Origin of the sequence: Kribbella sp. CA-253562 (assembly GCF_050942265.1) — a bacterium.
Lineage (GTDB): Bacteria > Actinomycetota > Actinomycetes > Propionibacteriales > Kribbellaceae > Kribbella.
Map to the genome: position 1 here is coordinate 641811 of NZ_CP192049.1, position 14332 is coordinate 656142.

14 protein-coding genes are annotated in these 14332 nt (G+C 70.3%); 5 read left to right on the plus strand and 9 right to left on the minus strand.

Annotation, left to right across the window (positions count from 1 at the left end; genetic code table 11):
* Positions 1–93 precede the first annotated feature (93 nt).
* Positions 94–2283, plus strand: a complete 2190-nt coding sequence (locus ACQPXM_RS03115; RefSeq protein ID WP_432944521.1) for an MMPL family transporter — start codon at positions 94–96, stop codon at positions 2281–2283.
* Here the strand turns inward: ACQPXM_RS03115 and ACQPXM_RS03120 are convergent.
* Entirely contained in the window at positions 2201–3721 is a 1521-nt protein-coding gene (locus ACQPXM_RS03120) for a PLP-dependent aminotransferase family protein (RefSeq protein WP_432944522.1), read from the minus strand. The two genes, ACQPXM_RS03115 and ACQPXM_RS03120, sit on opposite strands and share 83 nt — an antisense overlap.
* Positions 3722–3749: 28 nt before the next feature.
* On the opposite strand from ACQPXM_RS03120, the gene ACQPXM_RS03125 reads away from it, so the two are divergent.
* The 3 genes from ACQPXM_RS03125 to ACQPXM_RS03135 are packed head-to-tail and all read left to right on the plus strand — an operon-like array spanning position 3750 to position 6226.
* On the plus strand, positions 3750–4556 hold the full coding sequence (locus ACQPXM_RS03125; protein WP_432944524.1) for a methyltransferase domain-containing protein: 807 nt from the start codon (positions 3750–3752) through the stop codon (positions 4554–4556).
* On the plus strand, positions 4553–4729 hold the full coding sequence (locus ACQPXM_RS03130; protein ID WP_432944526.1) for a hypothetical protein: 177 nt from the start codon (positions 4553–4555) through the stop codon (positions 4727–4729). Before ACQPXM_RS03125 ends, ACQPXM_RS03130 begins: the two co-directional genes overlap by 4 nt.
* 9 nt (positions 4730–4738) lie before the next feature.
* Complete coding sequence (locus tag ACQPXM_RS03135) at positions 4739–6226, plus strand: CHAD domain-containing protein (RefSeq protein ID WP_432944528.1); 1488 nt, start codon at positions 4739–4741, stop codon at positions 6224–6226.
* On the opposite strand, the gene ACQPXM_RS03140 is transcribed toward ACQPXM_RS03135, so the two are convergent.
* A complete protein-coding gene (locus ACQPXM_RS03140) occupies positions 6219–6572 on the minus strand; it encodes a cupin domain-containing protein (RefSeq protein WP_432944530.1) in 354 nt (117 codons plus the stop codon). The genes ACQPXM_RS03135 and ACQPXM_RS03140 overlap by 8 nt on opposite strands.
* Before the next feature lie 87 nt (positions 6573–6659).
* Between ACQPXM_RS03140 and ACQPXM_RS03145 the strand changes: the two genes are divergently transcribed.
* Positions 6660–7124 carry a MarR family winged helix-turn-helix transcriptional regulator gene (locus ACQPXM_RS03145; protein ID WP_432944532.1) on the plus strand — a complete coding sequence of 155 codons (465 nt, stop codon included), beginning with the start codon at positions 6660–6662 and terminating at the stop codon, positions 7122–7124.
* A 272-nt stretch (positions 7125–7396) separates the two neighbouring features.
* On the opposite strand, the gene ACQPXM_RS03150 is transcribed toward ACQPXM_RS03145, so the two are convergent.
* The 7 genes from ACQPXM_RS03150 to ACQPXM_RS03180 all read right to left on the minus strand — a co-directional run bounded on the left by ACQPXM_RS03150 (position 7397) and on the right by ACQPXM_RS03180 (position 14291).
* Positions 7397–9040: a solute symporter family protein gene (locus ACQPXM_RS03150; RefSeq protein ID WP_432944534.1), complete on the minus strand. Its 1644-nt coding sequence runs from the start codon at positions 9038–9040 to the stop codon at positions 7397–7399.
* Entirely contained in the window at positions 9037–9378 is a 342-nt protein-coding gene (locus tag ACQPXM_RS03155) for a DUF485 domain-containing protein (RefSeq protein ID WP_432944535.1), read from the minus strand. Before ACQPXM_RS03155 ends, ACQPXM_RS03150 begins: the two co-directional genes overlap by 4 nt.
* 344 nt (positions 9379–9722) lie before the next feature.
* Complete coding sequence (locus tag ACQPXM_RS03160) at positions 9723–11258, minus strand: cation acetate symporter (RefSeq protein ID WP_432944537.1); 1536 nt, start codon at positions 11256–11258, stop codon at positions 9723–9725.
* Between the two features lie 12 nt (positions 11259–11270).
* Complete coding sequence (locus tag ACQPXM_RS03165; RefSeq protein ID WP_432944539.1) at positions 11271–11618, minus strand: hypothetical protein; 348 nt, start codon at positions 11616–11618, stop codon at positions 11271–11273.
* Positions 11619–11652: 34 nt separating this feature from the next.
* Complete coding sequence (locus tag ACQPXM_RS03170; protein WP_432944541.1) at positions 11653–12399, minus strand: LytR/AlgR family response regulator transcription factor; 747 nt, start codon at positions 12397–12399, stop codon at positions 11653–11655.
* A 9-nt stretch (positions 12400–12408) separates the two neighbouring features.
* Positions 12409–13539: a histidine kinase gene (locus ACQPXM_RS03175; RefSeq protein ID WP_432944543.1), complete on the minus strand. Its 1131-nt coding sequence runs from the start codon at positions 13537–13539 to the stop codon at positions 12409–12411.
* A gap of 17 nt (positions 13540–13556) precedes the next feature.
* Positions 13557–14291 carry a metallophosphoesterase family protein gene (locus ACQPXM_RS03180; protein ID WP_432944545.1) on the minus strand — a complete coding sequence of 245 codons (735 nt, stop codon included), beginning with the start codon at positions 14289–14291 and terminating at the stop codon, positions 13557–13559.
* Between the last annotated feature and the right edge of the window lie 41 nt (positions 14292–14332).

Genomic DNA, 14332 nt, shown 5'->3' on the forward strand with positions numbered 1-14332 from the left:
GATCTCCGGGGTCGTTGACATATACGAGCAAATACTCGTATTTTCGTTCTGCGAGTGATCGCTCGTGTTTCAGTCTAGCCTGGGGACGCCGCCATGCCGCAGCAGGATCTCGACCCGAACAGTCACCCAGGTGAGGGCTTCGCGGCCTGGCTCGTCCGGCGGCGCATTCTCGTCGTCTCGCTGGCCGGGGCGCTCGCCGTCCTGCTGCTGGTTGTCGCCGCCGGTGCCCTGGGAGCCCTGTCCCTGTCCCGGATCGCCGCGCCGGGCTCCGAATCGGATCGAGCGCGCCAGATCCTGGCCGACCAGTTCCACACCGGTCCTCCCAACCTGGTGCTGCTGATCGACGCGGGGGACCGGCGCGTCGACGACACCGTCGTACGGCGTGCTGCTGCGGAGCTGGAACAGGAACTCGCAGCCCAGGCCGGTGTGGCCGAGGTCAGTTCGTACTGGTCCTGCGGCGACAGCCCAGCTTTGCGCAGTCGCGACAGCCGCCAGGGGCTCGTCCTGGTCCGGGTCCCGGGTGAGGTGAACGAGGCGCGAGCCCGAGTCGGCGAACTGGCCGATCGGTACGCCGGTCAACGCGGCCCACTGCGCGTCCAGGTGGGTGGCCAGGACGAGGTGTTCCGCGAGATCGGCGCGCAGGCTCGTGCCGACTTCGTCCAGGCCGAGATCATCGTCCTGCCGCTGGTGCTGGTGCTGCTGATGCTGATCTACCGCCGGATCGCGCTGGCCCTGATCACCCTGGGCATCGGCGTCCTCGCGACGGCCGGAGCGCTGGCCGGTCTGCGACTGATCGCCTCGGTCACCGAGGTCTCGACCTTCGCCGCCAATCTCGCGCTGGTGATGGGCCTCGCGCTGGGCGTCGACTACTGCCTCTTCGTGATCGCCCGCTACCGCGAGGAACTTGCCAGTGGCAACGATGTCGGCCGGTCGGTGGTGATCGCGGTCCGGACCGCGGGACGAACCGTCTTGTTCAGCGGTCTCGCGGTCGCGACCTCACTGCTCGCGCTGCTGCTGTTCCCGTTGTCGTTCCTGCGGTCCTTCGGGTACGCCGGCGTCCTGGTGGTCGCGTCGGCGCTGTTCGGTTCACTGGTGGTGCTGCCCGCCGCGCTGGCGCTGCTCGGCCACCGCGCAGCTGGACCGGTTCGCGAGCGGCCGGTCGAGCGCGGCCGATGGTTCCGGTTGGCGCAGGTCGTGATGCGACGGCCGCTGCTGATCGCAGGCGCGGTGCTCGCGCTGATCCTGCTGCTGGCGTCGCCGGCGTTGGGCCTGCGCTTCGGTCTGCCGGACGCGCGCATCCTGCCCGCGGACGCATCCAGCCGGATCACTGCCGACCAGATTCGCGCCGGTTTCGGGCAAGAGGAGTCCGATGCCCTGTACCTGGTCGCCGGCCGAGCCGAGGTCCGGACCGACGCGGCCGGCCCGCTCGCGCAGTACGCCGTGCAGCTCTCCCGGCTGGACGGCGTCGCCCAGGTCGACTCGGCGGCGGGTGGGTTCGTCGGCGGTCAGCGGATCCTGCCGCCGTCCTCCGACAGGTTCAGCCGCGACGGCGGGACCTACCTGACCGTGACGCCGACGCAGGCCGTGCTCGAAGGCGATGTGGCCAGCCTGGTTGACCGGATCCGCGCGGTGCCCGCGCCGTACGACGTGGTGACCGGTGGCAGTCCGGCCGAGATGCTCGACTGGCGGGATGCGCTGGCCGAACGCATCCCGCTCGTGCTCGGCGTGATTCTGCTGCTCAGCTTCGCCGTCCTGCACCTGGCGACCGGGAGCGTGCTGCTGCCGCTGAAGGCGACGGTGCTGAACTTGCTGAGTCTGGGTGTGATGTTCGGCGTGACGGTCTGGGTGTTCCAGCAGGGCAACCTGTCCGGCGTGCTCGGGTTCACGCCGACGGGCGGGCTGGAGGCGAGCATGCCGATGCTGATGTTCTGCATCGTCTACGGGTTGTCGATGGACTACGAGGTGTTCGTCGTGTCGCGGATCCGGGAGGAGTACCTGCGCACCGGCGACAGCGCGCTGGCGGTGGCGACCGGGCTGCAACGGTCCGCTCCGCTGGTCAGTGCGGCGGCGGTTGTGCTGGCGTCGTCCTTCGCGGTGTACGCGACCGGCGGAGTGGTCTACCTCAAGATGATCGGGATCGGGATGGCGGTCGCCGTTCTGGTCGACGCGACGCTGATCCGGGGCGTGCTGCTGCCGGCCTTCATGAAGCTGGCCGGACGGGCGAACTGGTGGCTGCCGTCGTTCGGTGCAGCAGGACTCCGAGTGTCGCGACAGCCTCGGTGAGTTCGGTCGGGGTGCGGGCGGCGTAGCCGAGGACCAGACCCGGCGGGTGCGGAGTCTGCGTGTGCCAGCTGAGTGGATGGGTTTTGATGCCTTCGGCAAGCGCTTGGTGTGCGAGCGCGATGTCGTCGAGGGACTGGCCGGGAAAGGTGATCGTCAGGTGCAGTCCGGCCGCCGCGCCATGCACGGTGGCAGTGGGAAGGTGCTTGCTGATGGCATCGATCATCGCGTCGCGGCGCCGGCGATGGCGGCGGCGGGCGTAGCGGAGCTGGCGTTCCAGGTCGCCGGACTCCATCAGCTGCGCGAGCACCAGCTGGGGAAGCGCGGCGTTGCCCAGGTCGGCCAGGCGTTTGGCGGCGGCGAAGCGGTCTCGGTACGCCGGGGGCGGCACCAGCCAGCCGATCCGGACCGCGGGGGCGAGCAGCTTGGAGACGCTGCCGGTGTAGATCACGTGATCGGCGAGCATCGCGCGCAGGGCGGGCACCGGCGGGCGGTCGTAGCGATGCTCGGCGTCGTAGTCGTCCTCGACGATCAGGCCGTCGGACTCGACGGCCCACTGGATCAGCTCCCGGCGCCGTTCGCCGTCGAGCACGACGCCGGTGGGGAACTGGTGAGCCGGCGTGAGCAGTACGGCGCGAACGCCACTCCGGCGCAGCGCGTCCACCCGTACGCCGTCGGAGTCGACCGGGATCGGCGGCGTCCGCAGGCCCAGGTTTCCCACGTGCTGGCGGGATCCGAGCGACCCGGGGTCCTCGACGGCCAGGTCGTGAATGCCTTCGGCGGTGAGGACCTGCGCGGTCAAGCTCAGCGCCTGGGCGACCCCAGCGACGACGATCACCTCGGCCGGATCGACCTGGACGCCGCGGTACCGCGCCAGCCAGCGCGCCACCGCCAGCCGCAGTTCCGGCGTACCGGCGGGGTCGCCGTAGCCGAGCGAGGAGGCGGACAACCGGTCGAGCACCGTGCGTTCGGCCTTCAGCCAGGCTGCGCGGGGGAACGCCGTCAGGTCGGGAACCCCAGGAGTCAGGTCGATCCTCGCCGGCGCTGATCGCAGCGCGTCGAAGATGTCGACTCCCGGTGCTTCCACCACCACAGCCGAACGGGACTGCCCGTTCGACGCCGGAACGGCCGGTGTCGTGCTGAAGGGGGCGGCGACGACGGTCGTGCCCGCTCTGCCGTTGGCGGTGGTGTGGCCGTCCTCGGTGAGGCGTTGGTACGCCTCGGTGACCACTCCTCGGGAGACCTGCAGCTCAGCCGCCAGGACCCGCGTCGACGGCAGGCGACTGCCGACGGGCAGCCGGCCGTCGGCGATCGCCGCGCGGAGTTGATCGGCCAGCCACGCGGACAGGCCGCCGGGCGGTGCATCGGCGGCGCTGAGCTGCAGGAAGTCGGAGCCGGACGTTATGGACCTGCCAATCTGGTCCGGATTGGATCTACTCACCGGACCATTGTGGCGCGACCGTGGAGCTATGGGAACCGACTACGTTCACGGCTACACCCCCTCCGAGACCCGCCGGCTCAGCGAGCAGGCGGAAACCCTCGCGGATCTACTGCACGGCGACACGCACTACGCACCCGGCAGCCGCGTCCTGGAAGTCGGCTGCGGCGTCGGCGCGCAGACCGTGCAGTTGCTCACCCGCAGCCCCGGCATCGCGCTGACCGCCGTCGACATCTCCGAGGAGTCGCTCGCCGAGGCCAAACGCCGCGTCGCCGTCAACGCCCCGGATGGGCAGGTCGAGTGGCATCACGGCGACCTCCACGACCTTCCGTACGCCGAAGCCTCCTTCGACCACCTCTTTCTCTGCTTCGTCCTGGAACACCTGCCCGAGCCCGCCGACGTACTGAGCACGCTTCGCCGATACCTGCGTCCCGGCGGCACCATCACGCTGATCGAGGGTGACCACGGCTCGGCGATCTACCACCCGCGCAGCGCCGCCGCGCAGGCGGTCATCGAGTGCCTCAACATCTCCCAGGCCGAGGCCGGCGGCGACGCGCTGATCGGCCGCCGGGTCCAGCCGTTGCTCACCGCCGCCGGGTTCAGTGACGTCGTCACCCACCCGCGCACCGTGTACGCCGACCAGACGGTCCCGCACCTCGTCGACGGCTTCACCCGCAAGACGTTCATCGCGATGGTCGGCTCGGTCCGCGACCGCTCGATCGCCGCCGGCCTCAGTACGCCGGCCGCCTGGGCGCAGGGAGTCCGCGACCTGGAGCGCACCGCCGAGCCCGGCGGCACCTTCCACTACTCGTTCTTCAAGGGGGTCGGAGTGCGATGACCGCGCTGCTCGTCCTGGTCGCCGCGGTGGTCGTCGTGCTCGAGTGGAACCGCCGCCGGCAACCCGGCCCGCCGGACCGCCCCGGCAGCCGGTCCGGCCTGCCGGATCGTGATCGCGACCGCCTGCTGGACGATCTTCGCGCTGTCGCTGACCGGGCTTGCGCCAACTGGTAGACAAGGAGGATGACGCCGACCGAGCAGCTCGAGATCGAGACCAAGTACGACGTCGACGAGCACGCGATCGTGCCTGCGCTGCACGAGCTGCCAGGGGTCGACCGCGTCGAGCAGCCGGTCGAGCTCGCCCTGGAGGCGGTCTACTTCGACACCGCCGACCTGCGCCTCGCGGCGAACAAGGTGACGCTGCGGCGGCGGACCGGCGGTGAGGACGACGGCTGGCACATCAAGCTTCCGGCCGCGCGCGGACGGCTGGAGATCCAGCACCCGCTCGGGCGCGCGGTCCGCAACGTGCCGATCCAGGTGCTGCGCGCGGTCCGGGTGCACGTTCGCGACCACGACCTGGTGCCGGTGGTGACGCTGGCGACCCGGCGGATCGTGCACCGGCTGGTCGACGCAGACGGCGAGGTGCTGGCCGAGCTCAGCGACGACCACGTCACCGCGACGGTCGACGGCGAGCAGCCCGCGACTTGGCGGGAGTGGGAGATCGAGCTGATCAACGGCGGTTCCGAGCTGCTCGAGGCCGCCGAGCCCGTCCTGCGGGAGGCCGGCGCGAACCCCGCGTCCGGGCCGAGCAAGCTGGCGCGGGCGCTCGGCGACCGGGTGCCACAGCGGGAGACCTGGGAGCTGCCGTCGAAGCCGACCACGGCCGATCTGTTCCGCGCGTACGCGACCGAGCAGGTCCAGGCGATCCACCTGCGCGACCCCGAGGTCCGGCGGGACCTGCCCGACGCGTTGCACAAGATGCGGGTGGCGACCCGGCGGCTGCGGTCGGCGCTGGCGACGTACCGGCCGGTGGTGGACCGCGAGGTCGGCGATCGGATCCGCGACGAGCTGAAGTGGTTCGCCGGTGAGCTCGGTGGCGCGCGGGACGCGGAGGTGCTGCGCGAGCACTTCCTGGTCGCGGTGTCGGAGCAGCCGCCGGAGCTGGTGATGGGACGCGTCGCCGGGTACATCGACGACCATCTGCGCGCGGTCTACAAGGAGGCGCGGACGCAGGCGCTGGAGGCGCTGGAGAGCGAGCGGTACTTCCGGCTGCTCGACACGCTCGACGAACTGGTTGCCGCGCCGCCGTTGCTGGACGCGGAGACCAAGGCGAAAAAGCAGGTGCCCGAGCTGCTGAAGCACGACCTGAAGCGGATGCGTCGATGCGTGAAGCGGGCGGAGCAGGCCGAGACGCTCGCCGAGCAGGACCACGAGCTGCACGAGACCCGCAAGGCGGCCAAGCGCCTCCGGTACGCCGCGGAGTCGGCCGTGCCGCTGCTGGGTGAGCGGGCGGCGGACCTGGTCGAGCGGGCGAAGCAGGTCCAGGAGATCCTCGGGGACCACCAAGACAGCGTGGTCGCCCGGGACCTCCTGCGCCGGCTCGCCGTCCAGCAGCACCTCGACGGCGGCAACCCGTTCACCCTCGGCCGGCTGCACGCCGCGGAGCAGTACCGCGGCGACAGGTCGCGCGAGGAGTTCCTGAAGGTCTGGCCGACGATCGACTTCAGCTGATCCAGGGCGGCGTGCCGCGGTCGGTGTCCTCGCCCCGGACGCTGACCTTGGCGTGCCCGTAGCCGGCGACCATCGCGGTGAACTCGCCGGACGCGGTCACCTGACGCTCGACCCCGCCCGGCACTACCACCGCCTCACCCGCGGTCAGTTTCACCTGCTCGGCGCCCACGGCGATCGTGGCCTGCCCGCTCAAGCCGGTCCACACCTGCTCGCTGTCCATCACGTGCACCGGCCCCTGCGCGTCGGCCTTCATCTCCACCCGCCACACGCTCAGCTTCCGGCTGCCCTGCGTCGGCGACGCGTACGTCGTCATCACGGCGTTCGGCGTCTCGGTCCTGCGATACATAGATACCCCCTCGTCAATCGTCAACCTGGTTGCCTAAATAGTACACCGGGTTGTCGATCTGTCCAGTGTTCCGCGACAATGACTGCCATGGACCGCTACGGCTACGAACTGCCCCTCCTGCTGGCCGGGGCGTTCCGCCGGATCATCGACGAGCTGCACCGGCGCCTGGCCGAGCAGGGTCATCCCGACCTGCGCCCGGCGTACGGGTTCGCCCTGCAAGCGATCGGCGCCGACGGCTGCACCGTCTCCGACCTCGGCCGCCGCCTGGGCGTCTCCAAGCAGGCCGCCACCAAAACCACCGCCAAACTCACCGCGCTCGGCTACGTCACCCGCACTCCCGACCCCGCCGACGCCCGCGCCGTGCTGCTCACCGTGACCCCCCACGGCCGAGCCGCCCTCACCGAGTCGGCCCGCATCTTCGAAGAACTGCGCGCCGAATGGAAACAGACCCTCGGAGCCACCCGCCTCCGCACCCTCGAAGACGACCTCGCCAAACTCACCCCAAGCGCGTCTCCTACCCCGCTGATCGACCTTCCGGGCTGGTTCCACTAGTCCACGTGTGGACGCACGGGAACACCATCGTCGGCACCACGGCCAGGCGGACCGGGAGATCGATAATTGCTTCGAGCAACAAAATCTCGCCGAGGTGGTCGGGTCAGACGCCCGGCCGGAAACGCAACGAAGGGCCCAGCCGGCTGCTGGGCCCTTCGAGGGCGGTTGGTGCTGTCAGGCAGGTTCGCGGAGGTTCGGCAGGACCTGCCTGACAGGGTTGGGGGCGGGGACGCCGGGCTGTCACCCGTGGCCGGGACCGGCGTCCCCGCAGCTCAGTGCTGCACCGCCTTCTCGGCGCCGGCGCCGGTCAGCGAGCGGACCTCCATCTCGGCGAACCGGTCGACGTCGGTGCCTTCCTTGCTGGTCAGCGTGCCGACGATGCCGAGCACGAACGCCAGCGGGATCGACACGATGCCGGGGTTGTCCAGCGGGAACCAGCTGAAGTCGATCGAGGTGTCGGTGATCATCGACAGGCTGGCACCGGTCTTGGCGTCGACCTTGCCGGACACGACCGGCGAGAACGCGATCAGGATGATCGCCGACCCGAGGCCGCCGTACATGCTCCACAGGGCGCCGCGGGTGTTGAAGCGACGCCAGAACAGCGAGTACAGGATGGTCGGCAGGTTCGCGCTGGCCGCGATCGCGAAGGCGAGCGCCACCAGGAAGGCGACGTTCTGGCCGTTGGCGAAGATGCCGCCGATGATCGCGACCACGCCGATCACCAGCACGGTGATCCGGGCCACCCGGACCTCACCGTCGCCGCTGATCTGGCCCTTCTTGATCACCTGGCCGTAGATGTCGTGCGCGAACGACGCGCTGGCGGTGATGGTCAGGCCGGCGACCACCGCGAGGATGGTGGCGAAGGCGACCGCCGAGATCACGCCGAGCAGGATCTCGCCGCCGAGCTCGAAGGCCAGCAGTGGCGCCGCCGAGTTCGCCCGGCCGGGGGCCGCGCGGATCACGTCGGGGCCGACGAGCGCGGCCGCGCCGTACCCGAGCACCAGCGTGAACAGGTAGAAGATGCCGATGATCCAGATCGCCCAGCTGACGCTGCGGCGGGCTTCCTTGGAGTTGGGCACCGTGTAGAAGCGCATCAGCACGTGCGGCAGGCCCGCGGTGCCGAGGACGAGGGCCAGGCCCAGCGAGATGAAGTCCAGCTTGCTGATGCCCGACACGCCGTACTGCAGGCCCGGGTCGAGCAGGCGCTCGCCGACCGGGCTCTTCTCGATCGCCCCGCCGAGCAGGCTGGACAGGTTGAAGCTGTACTTGGCCAGCACCCAGATCGTCATGATCCCGGCGCCGATCACCAGCAGGACCGCCTTGACGATCTGCACCCAGGTGGTGCCCTTCATGCCACCGACGAGCACGTAGGTGATCATGATCAGGCCGACCACCGCGATCACCAGGTTCTGCCCGGCGCGGCCGTCGATGCCGAGCAGCAGCGCGACCAGACCACCGGCGCCGGCCATCTGCGCGAGCAGGTAGAAGAAGCTGACCACCAGCGTGGAGATCGCCGCCGCCATCCGGACCGGGCGCTGCTTGAGCCGGAACGACAGCACGTCGGCCATCGTGAAGCGGCCGGTGTTGCGCAGCAGTTCGGCGACCAGCAGCAACGCGACCAGCCAGGCGACCAGGAAGCCGATCGAGTACAGGAAGCCGTCGTAACCGTTCAGCGCGATCGCACCCGCGATGCCGAGGAACGACGCGGCCGACAGGTAGTCACCGGCGATCGCGATGCCGTTCTGCGGACCGGTGAAGGACCGGCCGCCGGCGTAGTAGTCGGCCGCGGTCTTGTTGTTGCGCGAGGCCCGGATCACGATCGCCAGCGTCGCGACCACGAACAGCGCGAAGATCGCGATGTTGACCGTCGGGTTGCCGATGTCGGTGGCCAGCGGCAGCAGCAGGGGAGCGGTCACTTGTCCTCACCTTCGATCTGCCTGCGCATCCGCTCGGCGGCCGGGTCGATCTGCTTGTCGGCCCAGCGCACGTAGATCATCGTGATCGCGAACGTGGACACGAACTGCCCGAAGCCGAGCAGCAGCGCGACGTTGATGTTGCCGAACACGCGGGTGGACATGAAGTCGGTCGCGTAGTCGGCGAGCAGGACATAGAGGAAGTACCAGGCCAGGAACAGGCCGGTCATCGGGAACACGAAGCGCCGGAAGCGGCGACGCAGTTCGGAGAAGTCCGGTGACAGCTGGACGTCTCGGTACGTCGTGAGCTCCGGGTCGCCCGCGCGACGCGTTTCGCTCATCGCGGGACCTCCAGACGTGATCAGGCCGGGCGGAGTCCGGCGCGGGTTGCTGCTCCGTACTGTGGTCCAGCTCACCACGCCCCGACAGCACCGACCGGCGTCGAGCGCTCAGCGGGCCACACCTTTCGACCGGCGGAAAACCGGGGTGCGACGAGCGGTCGCATCCGCACGACGAACGGCGGACGCCCGACAACGGCGAACCAGCCGCCGCGGCGGACCGACAGACGGACCGCTGACGAACGGGCCCGACGCCCACCACCGATCAACCGAGCGCCCTGGCCCACGCCCACGCGGGAACGGCCCGCCGGCGACCGCGCAGCAGGAGGTTGATCGGTGCTGCAGGTTCAGCTGCGCGTGAAGCCCCGGTCGACGTCGACCGCTTCGGGGGTGTGCAGGCGGACCATGCTGCGGGCGGTGCCGGCCGGGATCCGGGTCGGCGTGAGCCGGGAGACCACGATGACGGTGAGGAAGGCCAGCGGCATCGTCCACGCGGCGGGCTGGGCGACGAGGGCGCCGAGCCAGCCGTCGAGCGGCGGGCCGACGACGTTGACCAGAACGGCGAAGATCGCGGCGACTCCGCCGACGAGCAGGCCGGCGGCGGCGCCGACCGTCGACATGCGCCGCCACCAGATACCCAGCACCAGCAGGGGACAGAACGTCGAAGCGGCCACCGCGAAGGCCAGTCCGACGGTGTCGGCCAGGCTCAGCGCGCCGGTGAAGTTCCAGGCGAGGTACGGAACGGCGATGGCCAGCACAGCCGCGATCCGGAAGCTGTTGACGGCCAGGTAGTCGCCTCCGGTCAACCGGTGCAGGCGATTGCGCAGCAGGTCCTGGTCGATCACGCCGGCGATCGCGACGGTCAACCCGGACGACGTGGACAGGAACGCGGCAAAGGCCCCGGCCGCGACGAGTGCGCCCAGCAGGTCCCCGACGGTGCCGGGAAAGATCCGTCCAGGCAGCTCCAGTACGACGGTGTCGGCGGCCGTGGCGACCAGGTCGGGGGCGAACGTCCGCCCGAGTACGGCGTACACGGGCGGGAAGAGGTAGAAGACGCCGAGCAGCGCGAGCACCACCACCGTCGTCCGGCGGGCGGCGCGGCCGTCGGGGTTGGTGTAGAAACGGACCAGCACGTGCGGCAGGCCCATCGTCCCGAAACAAAGGGCCAGCAGCAACGAGTACGTCGCGTACAGCGGATGGTCGCGGCCGTCGGCGGTGGACAGCGGTTCGGCCCACTCCGAGCCGGCGCCGTGCAGCGAGTCCAGCACGCCGACCGGGTGGTCCATCGAGCGCCAGGCGATCAGGATGACAAAAACCGGCGCGGCCAGGGCGAAGAGTTTCAGCCAGTACTGGAAGGCCTGGACGAAGGTGATCGAGCGCATCCCGCCGGCGGCGACGTTGATCACCACGATGATCGCGACCAGCGCGGCCCCGACCACGGGTGGTGCGCCGGTCACGGTCTGCACGGTCAGCCCGGCGCCGCGCAACTGCGGGAGCAGGTAGAGCGTGCCGATCCCGGCGACCAGGAACGAGCAGATCCGCCGGACCACGGCCGACTCGAAGCGGGTCTCGGCGAAGTCGGGCAACGTGTACGCGCCGGAGCGGCGCAGTGGGGCGGCGATCAGGACCAGCAGCATCAGGTAGCCGACGGTGTAGCCGACCGAGAACCAGAGCATGTCGGCGCCGTTCACCAGCACGAGTCCGGCGACGCCGAGGAAAGATGCCGCCGACAAGTATTCTCCGCTGATCGCGGAGGCGTTCCAGCGCGGCGTGACGGCGCGGCTGGCAACGTAGAAGTCGCTGGTGGTGCGGGAGATCCGCAGCCCGAACAGCCCGATCCCGATCGTTGCCGCGATCACCAGAGCGATCGCGGTCAGGCTCATCGCCGGTGACATCTACTGCCGCCCGACGAACTCGGTGAACTCGGTCTCGATCCGTTCGGCGTTACGCACGTAGATCCGGGCGGCGACGTAGACGACCGGGTAGATCACCACGCCGAGCACCAGCCAGGGCAGCGGGATGCCGAAGACGGCGACCGTGCGCGTGACGGGGACGAGGAAGAAGAGCAGCGGAAGACTGCCGAGACCGATCACGGTGCCGGCGATGACGACCAGGGCCAAGCGCAGCTGGGACTGGATCAGCGAGTTCATGTAGACCTCGCCGACCCGGGTCTGCTCGTCGATCTCCCGGGTCCCGGTGTGTCCGCCGATCCGCCGGGCCGCGCTCGTCCGAGGGCTCGTCACCCGAACCCGCCGCGGACCTTCCGGCGTACTCATCTCAGCCTCGCAGCGACGTCGAGCGGACCAGGAGGTCGCGGAGCTCGCGGGTGTGCCGGCGGCTGACCGGGAGCCAGTCGTCACCGACCCGTACGGCGCACCGCCCGCCGTCGACGCGCATCTCGTCGACGTGGGCCAGTGCGACCAGCGTGCTGCGGTGGATCCGGGTGAAGCCGGCGTCGCGCCAGCGTTCCTCGAGCGTGCTCAGCGGGACCCGGACCAGGTGCGAGTTCTGCCCGGTGTGCAGCCGCGCGTAGTCGCCCTGCGCCTCGACGTACCGGACCGTCGACCTCTGCACGAACCGCGTCACGCCCGCCAGCTCGACCGGGATCGTCTCGTCGTCGGTCTCCGCGGGCGAGTGCACCACCTGCGGGCCACCGGCGTTGACCACCCGGCGGACCGCCTCGGCCAGCCGCTCGGCGCGGACCGGCTTCATCACGTAGTCGGTCGCCTCCAGCTCGAAAGCCTGCACCGCGTGCTCGTCGTACGCCGTGACGAAAACGATCTGCGGCGGCTTGGCGAATTTCGACAGCACCCGGGCCAGGTCGATGCCGTCCAGCCCCGGCATCTTGATGTCGCAGAACACCACGTCGATGTCGGCGGCCTGCAGGAGCTTCAGCGCCTCCGGCCCGTTCGACGCGGTCTGGATCGGGCCGATCCGGTCGTCACGGGACAGCAGGTAGACCAGCTCGGCCAGCGCCGGCTCCTCGTCGTCGGCGACCAGCGCGCGCAGGGGAGTGTCGGCCATGCGCCCACACTAAGCGGACGCGTGCACCCCTGAGGAGTATTTGGGCACCCGGAAGCTGACCTTTGTCCCGGCTTCCACCGCGGTCTCGACGACCAGGCCGTAGGCGTCGCCGTACACCTGCCGCAGGCGGGCGTCGACGTTGCCGAGGCCGATCGAGTCGCTGCCGGACTGGCCGGACAGGGCGGCCCGGATCACCTCCGGGTCGCTGCCGGCCCCGTCGTCCTCGACGCTGATCTCGGCCTCGGAGCCGCGGTCCATCGCCCGGATCGTGATCTGGCCGACGCCGGTGGTGCCCTCCAGCCCGTGCCGTACGGCGTTCTCCACCAGCGGCTGGACGACCAGGAACGGGATCGCCACCGACAGCACCTCCGGCGCGATCAGCAAGGACACCGTCAGCCGCTCCCCGAACCGTGCCTGCTCCAGGACGAGGTACCGCTCGACGTTGCGCAGCTCGTCGGACAGCGTGGTGAACTCCCCGCCACGGCGCAGCGCGTATCGGGAGAAGTCGGCGAACTCCAGCAGCAGCTCGCGGGCCCGCTCCGGATCGGTCCGCACGAACGACGCGATCGCGGCCAGCGCGTTGTAGATGAAGTGCGGGCTGATCTGCGCCCGGAGCGCACGCAGCTCGGCCTCCATCGCCCGCGTGCGCTCCTTGTTGAGCTCGGCCAGCTCGACCTGGCCCGACACCCAGCGGGCGACTTCCTCGGTGGCCCGGACCAGCGCGGCCGACGAGCGCGGGCTGTACGCGACCAGGACGGCGACCACCCGGTCCTCGGTCACGATCGGCGCGACCACCGCCGTGCGGACCGGGCACTGCGGATCTCCACACGCGACGTCGTGCGCCCCCAGTACGGCGGTCCGCCCGCTGCGCAGTGTCATCGCCGCGATCGCCTTCGCGTCGACCCGATGGTTGCTCTCGTACGCGCCGCCGACCCCGTCCCAGGCCAGCACCCCCGACGAGTCGCAGATCGCGATCGCCGCCGTGCCGAGCAGGTCCCGCAGGTGCTTGATCGCCCGCCCGGCCGCGACCGGCGTCAGCCCTTCGCGCAGGTGCGGCGAGGCCAGCGAGGCGGTGTGCAACGTGGCATACGTCGCCTTGTCAGCCAGAGTCCCGAAATGCTTCCGCCGCCGCGCGAACATGCCTCGACGGTAGCCGCTCAGCCCTTCGCGCGGGGTGTGAACGCGGCCAGGGCCTCGGTGTCGGAGTAGTTGGTGCGGATGTACTCGTCGGCCCAGGCGGCTGCGGCGGGGTAGGCGGACTCGGCGGTGACGCGGTCGGCCAGAGCGTTCAGGTCGACAGCCGTGCGCCGTAGTTGGACGTCGGGACCGGTCACCAGGGCCCAGCTCGGGAGTGGAGCGCCGTACGGCATGCCGACGCTGCCGGCGTTCACCGCGAGTCGTCGGTCGACCTGCCGGGCGAAGGGCATGTGGGTGTGCCCGCAGACGACTGTTCGGACCTCCGCCGGCAGGCCGGCGAAGACCTGCTGCCAGCGGCTCAGTGGACTGTCGACGAGCACGACCTCCTCGTCGTTCCGGGGCGTCGCGTGGCAGAACACGACGTCGCCGATCGTCACGGTGGTCGGCAGGGAGGACAACAGCTCGACTTGGTCGGGCCGAAGCTCAGCCGCGGCCCACGGGCTCACCTCGTCGGGCGGATCCAGCTGCTCGCCACGGGCCATCGACACCAGCTCCCGATCGGCGTTGCCACGCACCCAGACGGCTCGATCGCCCAATCCCTGCAGGAGATCCAGCGTCTCCACCGGTTGAGGGCCGGCCGCGAGATCACCGGCCAGTACGACGACGTCGGCGCTCCGCACATCCGGCTCCGCCAGCACGGCTTCGAGCGAGGGCAGGACGCCGTGGATGTCGGCCAGCACCGCGATGCGTTCCATGCCGACCAGTCTGGCCCGTCGGTACGGCGTACGGGGAGAGG

Excerpts from the sequence above, each read along its gene's own strand:
- ACQPXM_RS03130 (WP_432944526.1), top strand. The coding sequence starts at position 4,553 with ATGACCGCGCTGCTCGTCCTGGTCGCCGCGGTGGTCGTCGTGCTCGAG.
- ACQPXM_RS03115 (WP_432944521.1), top strand. The coding sequence starts at position 94 with ATGCCGCAGCAGGATCTCGACCCGAACAGTCACCCAGGTGAGGGCTTC.
- ACQPXM_RS03135 (WP_432944528.1), top strand. The coding sequence starts at position 4,739 with ATGACGCCGACCGAGCAGCTCGAGATCGAGACCAAGTACGACGTCGAC.
- ACQPXM_RS03175 (WP_432944543.1), bottom strand. The coding sequence starts at position 13,539 with ATGTTCGCGCGGCGGCGGAAGCATTTCGGGACTCTGGCTGACAAGGCG.
- ACQPXM_RS03155 (WP_432944535.1), bottom strand. The coding sequence starts at position 9,378 with ATGAGCGAAACGCGTCGCGCGGGCGACCCGGAGCTCACGACGTACCGA.
- ACQPXM_RS03140 (WP_432944530.1), bottom strand. The coding sequence starts at position 6,572 with ATGTATCGCAGGACCGAGACGCCGAACGCCGTGATGACGACGTACGCG.
- ACQPXM_RS03160 (WP_432944537.1), bottom strand. The coding sequence starts at position 11,258 with ATGAGCCTGACCGCGATCGCTCTGGTGATCGCGGCAACGATCGGGATC.
- ACQPXM_RS03170 (WP_432944541.1), bottom strand. The coding sequence starts at position 12,399 with ATGGCCGACACTCCCCTGCGCGCGCTGGTCGCCGACGACGAGGAGCCG.
- ACQPXM_RS03125 (WP_432944524.1), top strand. The coding sequence starts at position 3,750 with ATGGGAACCGACTACGTTCACGGCTACACCCCCTCCGAGACCCGCCGG.
- ACQPXM_RS03145 (WP_432944532.1), top strand. The coding sequence starts at position 6,660 with ATGGACCGCTACGGCTACGAACTGCCCCTCCTGCTGGCCGGGGCGTTC.
- ACQPXM_RS03180 (WP_432944545.1), bottom strand. The coding sequence starts at position 14,291 with ATGGAACGCATCGCGGTGCTGGCCGACATCCACGGCGTCCTGCCCTCG.